Below are 8,218 nucleotides of genomic sequence, written 5' to 3'. Positions count from 1 at the left end.
CTTACGCGGCATGGATGCCGCGTAAGAGCCTCCATGGACGGATTCACGGCGTGTCCTGCGATGGTGGGCGGGCAAGGGCCCTGCAGAAAGCCCGCAGATCGGCTGCTCTGCAACTGATCCATCCGCAGTGTGCAAGCCTCATCGGGGCACGACGCATAAAGCGGCCAATACTTCGACCAAGGCGTTATTCCGCCGCGGTCAGATGCTTGAAACAAAAAAACGGTGGGTCGACTGCGAGGTACCCTCACCGATTGCGTGACACGTCGCGACTCGATCCCTGGATGGCGACATCGTGGGATGTCGCCATCCGTTCTTGTCTTGAAGCAGCGAGTTCACTGCAACCGCCGACTTGGCCGTGTGCGGATGAGATCCACAAGACCGGCCGCGCCCACGTGGCGGTGGACGCGGCCGTCTTGCTGTCCGCGCGTTAGTTGGCCAGCGCCAGATCGTCCAGCAGTGCGCGCAGGAAGCGTGCGGCTTCGCCGCCGGTAGCGGCGCGGTGGTCGAAGGTCAGCGATAGCGGCATGACCTTGTGAGTTTCCACCCCGCCCATCACCGGGGTGAGCTGGTAGCGCGCGCGGCCGGCGGCGACGATGGCCACGCATGGCGGCACCACCACCGGAGTGGCGTAGCGGCCGGCGAACATGCCGAAGTTGGACAGCGAGATGGTGTAGCCGCTGAGTTCGGATGCGGCAATGCTGCGGGTTTCCACCTGCTGGCGCAGCCGGTTGACGCTCTCGCGGATGCCGTGCGCGTCCAGCATGTCGGCATTGCGCAGCGCGGGCACGAACAGGCCTTCTTCAGTATCCACGGCAATGCCGATGTCCACCTGCGTGTGCAGGGTGCGGCTGAGTGCCTCGCCGTCGAACCAGGCGTTGAGCGCCGGCACCGCCTGGCACGCACGGACGATGCCGCGCACCAGGCGCACGGTGACGTCGTTGCCGGGCTGCCAGGCGTGGATGTCGGCATCGTCGTTGAGCGTGGTCGGCACCACCTTGCTGTGCGCATCGGCCATGACCCGCGCCATGTTGCGCCGCACGCCCTTGAGCTGTTCCGGCTGGCCTTTTGCGACCACGCCTGGCGATTGCGTGCGCATCGGCTTGCCGGTGGCAGACAGCGCTGCACGTGGTTGCGCGTTGCTTGCTGCGCTGGTTGCCGAATGCGTGCCGGCAGCGGCGTGCGGCGCGGCTGCCCGCGCGTTGTCGCCGTTGATCGGCGTGACCGATGCGCTGGCACGCGTGGCAGACAACGGCGCGCTGCCAGCTGCGGCGGCCTGCTTCACATCCGCCATCGTCACCGTGCCGTCCGGGCCGGTGGCGCGCACCTGTGCCAGATCCACGCGCAGCTTGCGCGCGAGCGCACGCACCGCCGGCATCGCGCGCACGCCGCCGACGGCAATCGCCTGTTCGCTCTGCACCGCGTTGGAGCTCTGCATCGCACCGACCACCGTGCCGGCGTCGTCGCGCTCGCTCTCGCCACTGGCATCGGCGTCTACGATCTCGCCGCCGTTGTCGGAGGCGACCACGCGCGCGGTCGGGCCGGCCGCGCTGTCGCCGGTGCTGGGCGTGTGCGTGGGTGCAGGGCCATGCGAGTGGCCGGTGTCCTGACCATCGGCGCGCTGCGGCTGCGAGGCGTCCAGCGCGAACTGCGCCAGCATCGCGCCGGTCACGATCACATCGCCAGCGGCACCGGCGAGCTTGGTCACGGTGCCGGAGAACGGCGAGGGCACCTCGACCACCGCCTTGGCGGTCTCCATCGAGACCAGCGGATCGTCCAGGCGCACGCTGTCGCCTTCCTTGACGAACCATTCGACGATGGTGGCATCTGGCAGGCCTTCGCCCAGGTCGGGCAGGTGAAAATTCTTGGCTTCGCTCATGGCAGGTTCTCTTGCGCCGCAGGCAGCGGCGGCGTGGTGTCGTCGAGGAGTTCGAGGTCGGCAGCCGGCAGCCAGCCTTGCATGCCATCGGCACGCTCGGACCACCACCAACCGCCATGTTCGTAATGCAGCAACACGTCCTCGCCCTGGTGGGCATCGAGTTCGCGTGCGTCGTAGTCGCGCAGGGCTTCGGCCTGGCCGTCGCCCAGGGGGCGCAGCCAGGCCACCGGGGCCCAGCCGGCATGGCCGTCGCCGGTGTTGACCCAGGCGAAGGCCGGCCATTCCTCGTCGCGCACGCCGATGGTCACGTGCTGGCCAGCGTGGAGGCGGATCGGGTTGGCGTACGCGGCGCGGTAATCGCAGAGCAGACGGGCGCGCATGTCAGCCGGCAGCCACCGCGCGACGGGCGGCGGTGACGATGCGCTCCACGCTCGGCAGGTACTTCATCTCCAGCCGGAACAGCGGGATATGCGTGTCGTAGCCGGTGACGCGTTCGACCGGTGCGAGCAGGTCGTACATCGATTTTTCCGCCAGCTGCGCGGCGATCTCCGCACCGAAGCCGGCGGTGCGCGGGGCTTCCTGCACGATCACGCAGCGGCCGGTCTTGGCCACCGATTCGGCAATGGTGTCGAAGTCCAGCGGGCGCAGCGTGGCCACGTCGATGACCTCGGCGCTGATGCCTTCGCCGGCGAGCTTGTCGGCCGCTTCCAGCGCTTCCTTGACCTGCGCGCCCCAGGTGACCAGGGTGACGTCGGTGCCGTCGCGCAGCACGAAGCACACGTCCAGCGGCAGCGCTTCGCCATCGTTGGCGACCACTTCCTTGTACTGGCGGTAGATGCGCTTGGGTTCCATGTAGATCACCGGGTCCGGGTCGCGGATCGCGGCCAGCAGCAGGCCATAGGCGCGCTGCGGCGAGGACGGCAACACCACGCGCAAGCCGGGCACGTTGGTGAAGATGGCCTCGTTGGCTTCGCTGTGATGTTCCGGCGCGCGGATGCCGCCGCCCCACGGCACGCGCAGCACCATCGGGCAATGCAGCCGCCCGCGGGTGCGGTTGCGCAAGCGCGCGGCATGGCAGATCAGGTGGTCGACCATGGGATACACGAAGCCGTCGAACTGCGCTTCGGCCACCGGCTTCATGCCCTGCGCGGCCAGGCCGACGCTCAGGCCGGCGATGGTGGTTTCGTCCAGCGGCGTGTCCAGCACCCGCTCGCTGCCGAAGCGCTGCTGCAAGCCGGCGGTGGCGCGGAACACGCCACCGTTGACGCCGACATCCTCGCCCAGCACCAGCACCGCAGGGTCGTGTTCCAGCTCCCAGGCCAGCGCCTGGGTGATGGCTTCGATCAGGGTGATGGGCGAACTCATGGCACTCTCTCCGCGCGTGGCTGCGGCGTTGTAAGGGGCACTGGCCTGCTGTGTCGCAGCCAGGTGTGACAGGTTGTGCTCATCCATGACGGGCCTCCTGCGCCATCACTTCGGCGCGCTGGGCCAGCAACTCGGCCGGCGGGTCGCCATAGAGGTAATCGAACATTGCTTCGACCGGCTGCACCGGGGTGTTGAGGTAGGCGTTGACCTCTTCGTCCACGCGCGCGCCGCATTCGGCCTTCCAGGCGGTTTCCTGCGCTTCGTCCCACAGGCCCTGCGCGGTGAGATAGCGGCGCAGGCGCAGCAGCGGCTCGCGCGCCCAGCCTTGCTTGACCTCTTCTTCGCCGCGATAGCGCCGCGCATCGTCGGCGGTGGTGTGATCGGACAGGCGGTAGGTCAGGAACTCGATCACCGTGCCGCCGTCGCCGGCCAATGCGCGCGCGCGCGCCTGGCGCATCGCTTCGAGCACCGCGATCAGGTCGTTGCCGTCCACCTGCAGGCAATGCAGGCCGCCGGCCAGGCCCTTCTGCGCCAGCGTCTGCGCGCCGGTCTGCGCCGAGCGCGGCACCGAGATCGCCCAGCCGTTGTTGATCACGCACAGGATCAGCGGCAGCTTGTAGGCACCGGCCGAATTGAGCGCGGCATAGAAGTCGGTCTTGGAGCTGCCGCCATCGCCGCAGCAGGCCACCGCGACCTGCGGCTTGCCCTGCAGCTTGAACGACAGCGCCGAACCGGCCGCATGCAGGCACTGGGTGGAGATCGGCACGCAGATCGGGAAGTCGATCGCCGCATCGGCATCGCGCGGATAATCGCTGCCGCGTTCGTCGCCGCCCCAGTACAAGAGCACGTCCCGCGGGCGCACGCCGCGTTCGAACATGGTGCCGTACTCGCGATAGCTGGGCGCGAACACATCGCCGCTGCGCATCGCCGCGCCGATGCCCACGTGGGTGGCTTCGTGGCCGAGGCAGGCCGCGTAGGTGCCCAACTTGCCGGTGCGCTGCAGCGCGACCGACTTGCTGTCGAAGGTGCGCACGAACAGCATGCGCTTGAACAGGGCGAGCAACTGTTGCGGATTGGCGGCGTCGGCCGGCAGGTCGTCGCGGACCATCTGGCCGTCCGCGTCCATGTATTGCAGATATTCGATCTCGAACTGCGCGGCTACGCTCATTGCGGCGACACCTTCACCAAGAAGTTTCAAATGATATGAGTTGCGATGTTAAGGACCACACAGCAAAAAGCTGTCCTGCACCGCAGCACACAATGATGCTGGCTTGCACAAAAAAAAGGGCGCGGACCAGGCCGCGCCCTTTGTCGCAGTACAGAATTGCGACGTGGTGCACTGCGATCAGCGGCGGTCTGCGCCTCCACCGATCGGGGTGACGATCAGCGCCGTATTGTCGGCCGGGTTGGCATCGGGCGAGGTCGAACTGGCGCTGGCCTGCACCCGCACTGCGCGCTCGGCCGGGATCGGCTTTGCCGCGACGGTCAGCTGGAACGCGGCCTGCGCGCCCGGCTGCACTGCTGCGGCGGTGCTGCACACGAAGATCGCGCTGCGCAGCGACTGCAGTTGCTTGGCGCACCGCCAGCCGCTGGGCGGCACCAGCAGCGACAGCGCCGACACCGTGTTTCCTTCGATCCGCACGCTGGCACCGGTGGCCGCTGCGTTGCCGCGGTTGTCCAGCACCACCCGGTAGGTGGCATTGAAGGCAGTGGTTGGCAGCGTGGCTGGGCCTTCCAGGCGCACTGCCAGATCGCTGCGCAGCTGCGGCTGCACGCTCACCGCGGCGGTGTCGGTGTTGTTGTCAGGCTGCGGGTCGGGCGTTTGCGAGGCGACCGAGGCGGCCAGGGTCAGGCTGCGTCCGGCCAGCTCCGCGCCAGCGTCGACCTGCACCGCAAAGCGCTGTGCATTGCCGGATGCCAGCGCGGCGATGGTGCAGGTGACCACCGTCTGGGCACCGGTTTGCGGCGGCTGGCAGTTCCAGCCCGCTGCCGCGGTGACCCGTGGGCTGATCGCGGCATCGAAGGCCAGGGCCACCGCTGCAAACGCTGCGCTGTCGGGCCCGCGGTTCTCCACATCCACACTGAAGTCGATGCGCTCGCCTTCGGTGACCTGTGCGCGTGCCGCGGTGACCATCACGCCCAGGTCGGCACGTAGCGCTGGCGCCATGCGTAACAGCACCACGGTGGGGTCGTGGTCGGACAAGCGCGTGGGCGTATTGGCATCGTTGCGCGCGGTGCCGGGGAAGTCGGCATTGATGCGCGCATGGCCCACCGACAGCGAGGCGATGCCAGGCGCGCGCATCAGCGCCTCGTTGGCCAGGATGTGATCCAGCGACTGCACATTGCCGTCGAAGGCGTACGAGTAGCTCTGGTCGGGCGTATTGAACCAGGTCAGGTCGGTGTAGTCCGGATTGACCAGGTCCACGCCATCGCCGCTCACCACGGTCTGCGCATCCGGTGCCGGCCTGCCGGTGACGGTGCCCATCGCATCCACATAGCCGTCGTTGAACTCGAAGGCGTTGAAGTCGCCCATCACCAGCACCTGTTCGGCCGGGTCGAGCTGCTGGCGCGTCTGCAGCAGGCGCGCCAGATACTCGGCCTGGGCCTGGCGTTTGGCGCGGATGCGGGTGCCGGCCGCATCGTCGGTCTCGGCACCGTTGAGCGAGCGCTGATGCACCACGATGGCGGTCAGCGGCAGCACGCGGCCATCGGCCTGGTGCACCCTGGCGCTGAGCACCAGCGGCGGGCGATCGTTGAGCAGGCTCACCGCGCCGCCTGGTTCGGTCCAGGTGGTGGTCTTGCCTTCCTGGGCGATGGACACCACTTCCACGCGCGGCATGCCGGCCGACACCGCAGCGGTCTTGACCAGGAAACCGACGTCGATGCCGCCGACGTCATTGCCTTCCTGCAGGTACGCCACGTACTGCGGATTGGGCTGGCCGGAGGCGATGGCATCGGTGTTGATGCGCGCAGCCAATGTCTGCAGCACGCCGAGGTTTTCCACTTCCACCGTGCCCAGGATGTCGGGCGCGTGCAGGTAGTTGCGGATCGCCAGCGAGGCCTTGTTGAGGCGGGCCTGGAACGCAGTTGGCGTGAGCACCGGTTCGCCGATCGCCGGGTCGTTCTGGTCGTCGAAGAAGCGCTCCATGTTGTAGGTCGCCACGGCCACGTCGTCGGCCTGCGGTACCGGTGCCGGGCGCGGTTGGTCGGCACCGTTGCAGTTCACCTGCGGGGTGCGTTCCGGATACAGCGTGTAGCGGCGGAAGCTGTAATCCAGCGGGCCGGTGACATCCAGCACGACGCAGCCGGAGGCCAGATCCAGACGCTCGGCCCCGACGCCGGCGCTGCCGACGGCGATCACTTCCGGGTTGGTGTTCCAGCGCGGCACCCCGGCAGGCGAGCCGGCCGGCAGCGGGTCGGGCAACTGCACGCCGGGCTCGCGAAAGGCGCGCGGCAGGCCGGTGACCACTGCATGGAACACGCCATTGCTGGTGGCGGTGGCGTTGGTCTCGTTGACGCTGCCGCCGGTGGGCGCATTGACGGTGAGGCTGGCGGCGGTGACGCGCATGCCTTCCAGCGCTTCGAGCTGATCAAAGGCGCCGCTCGGGTTGGGGAAGTTCGCGCTCAACGCCACCGGCATCGGCAACGGGTTGCCGGTGTAATCCAGCAGCACGGTCAGGCTGCCGCCGATCTCGGTCAATGGCGGCTGGGTCGGATCGGCGGTGGGCACGTACTCGAGCACCGTGCCCTGCACGCGCACCCGGTTGCCGATGGCGGCGGCGTCCGGCGGTGCGCTGCCGGTGTAGACGTAGACGCCTTCGGAGGTGGCCGCATCGCCATCGGTTTCGGCATCCGCTGCCTGCAGGAAGAAACCGGCGCTGCGACGGGCGGTGACGATGCCCGAGGTGGCGACCACCTGGCCGTCCAGCGGCGAGCGTGCGCCCTTGCCCTGGATGGCGTGGATCGGCAGCAGGCTGAAGTCGTCGTTGAGGAGGGTGCCGGTGGCGCTCAGCGTGGCCGGCAATGCGCCGGTGAGGCCGCTGATCTGCAGCGCGAAGGTCTCGTCGGGCTCTGGCGTGGTGTCGCCCAGCACCTCCACTGCAATGCTGGCGCTGCGCTCGCCAGCGGCAATCCGGACGCTGGAGGCGGGCAGGGCGACATAGTCGCTGCCAGCGACGGCGGTGCCATTGGCGGTGGCCGCGGTGAAGCTCACCCCGCCCGCACCGGCCGGCTGGCTCAGGCTCAGCGTGAACACAAAGCTGCGGCTGCCGCTATTGCCTTCGGCCTGGCTGACATCGGCCAGCGTGGCGATCGGCTGGCCGCCGCCGCTGCACAGGCGTGCGGGGCTGGCGGCGTTGCGCGGGGCCGGCGCGCCGGTGGCGAAATCGGCCGCGTTGTTGTCGGTGTCGGTGCAGCCATCGCCGCCGCGCAGCACTGCCAGCGTATTGCTGGGCGCCGGTGTGGGCGCATTGCCTTCGGCGCAGCTGGCGGTGCTGCCATAGCCGACCAGATCGGCATTGCCGGTGGGGCAGGCGCCGCTCAACGCCGAGGCGCTGTTGCTCAGCGCCACCTTGCCGGCGCCGCCGCCCATGGCGATGGTGCCGGTGGCGTCGGGCGCAGGCAGCGCAACGCTGCCGCCGCTGCCATCGGCCTGTTTGACCAGGTAGTAGCCGCCGGCCGGCACGCTGCCCGCCAACGGGGTGACCTGCCAGCTGCTGCCGGCGGCCGAGGCGTATTGCACCGACCAGCCGTCCAGGCTGACCGTGGTGCTGCCGATGTTGTGCAGCTCGATGAAATCGCTGCGGAAGGTGGCACCGCTGTTGCCGCCACCGCCGTAGACCTGGCTGATGACGACCTGGGCGTTGGCGTGGCCGGCAACCGCCAGCGCACAGACGAGTAAGGCTGCACGACGCTGCAACACATGCATGAGATGAGAGTCCCCTGATCCGTGATACGTGAAACGCTCCCCTGGTCCGG

At 68.6% G+C, this 8,218-nt stretch carries 5 protein-coding genes; all 5 read right to left on the bottom strand.

Annotated features, from left to right (window positions below; genetic code table 11):
• Positions 1-427: 427 nt before the first annotated feature.
• Positions 428-1,876 carry a dihydrolipoamide acetyltransferase family protein gene (locus LL972_RS17330; protein WP_228328645.1) on the bottom strand — a complete coding sequence of 483 codons (1,449 nt, stop codon included), beginning with the start codon at positions 1,874-1,876 and terminating at the stop codon, positions 428-430.
• Positions 1,873-2,256, bottom strand: coding sequence for an SH3 domain-containing protein (locus LL972_RS17325; protein WP_228328644.1), 384 nt, complete (start codon positions 2,254-2,256; stop codon positions 1,873-1,875). The genes LL972_RS17330 and LL972_RS17325 overlap by 4 nt, the downstream gene beginning before the upstream one ends.
• Before the next feature lies 1 nt (position 2,257).
• Positions 2,258-3,328 carry an alpha-ketoacid dehydrogenase subunit beta gene (locus tag LL972_RS17320; protein WP_228328643.1) on the bottom strand — a complete coding sequence of 357 codons (1,071 nt, stop codon included), beginning with the start codon at positions 3,326-3,328 and terminating at the stop codon, positions 2,258-2,260.
• Complete coding sequence (gene pdhA / locus LL972_RS17315; RefSeq protein WP_228328642.1) at positions 3,321-4,409, bottom strand: pyruvate dehydrogenase (acetyl-transferring) E1 component subunit alpha; 1,089 nt, start codon at positions 4,407-4,409, stop codon at positions 3,321-3,323. Before pdhA ends, LL972_RS17320 begins: the two co-directional genes overlap by 8 nt.
• Before the next feature lie 177 nt (positions 4,410-4,586).
• A complete protein-coding gene (locus LL972_RS17310; protein WP_228328641.1) occupies positions 4,587-8,168 on the bottom strand; it encodes a lamin tail domain-containing protein in 3,582 nt (1,193 codons plus the stop codon).
• Between the last annotated feature and the right edge of the window lie 50 nt (positions 8,169-8,218).

Origin of the sequence: Xanthomonas campestris pv. asclepiadis, assembly GCF_020784175.1 — a bacterium.
GTDB lineage: Bacteria > Pseudomonadota > Gammaproteobacteria > Xanthomonadales > Xanthomonadaceae > Xanthomonas > Xanthomonas campestris_D.
The sequence above is the reverse complement of the archived record's forward strand: the minus strand, read 5'-3'. Positions and strand labels throughout refer to the sequence as shown.

What these genes read in the sequence shown, in the direction of transcription:
- LL972_RS17330 (WP_228328645.1), bottom strand. Translation starts at nt 1,876, where the DNA reads ATGAGCGAAGCCAAGAATTTTCACCTGCCCGACCTGGGCGAAGGCCTG.
- LL972_RS17325 (WP_228328644.1), bottom strand. Translation starts at nt 2,256, where the DNA reads ATGCGCGCCCGTCTGCTCTGCGATTACCGCGCCGCGTACGCCAACCCG.
- LL972_RS17320 (WP_228328643.1), bottom strand. Translation starts at nt 3,328, where the DNA reads ATGGATGAGCACAACCTGTCACACCTGGCTGCGACACAGCAGGCCAGT.
- pdhA (WP_228328642.1), bottom strand. Translation starts at nt 4,409, where the DNA reads ATGAGCGTAGCCGCGCAGTTCGAGATCGAATATCTGCAATACATGGAC.
- LL972_RS17310 (WP_228328641.1), bottom strand. Translation starts at nt 8,168, where the DNA reads ATGCATGTGTTGCAGCGTCGTGCAGCCTTACTCGTCTGTGCGCTGGCG.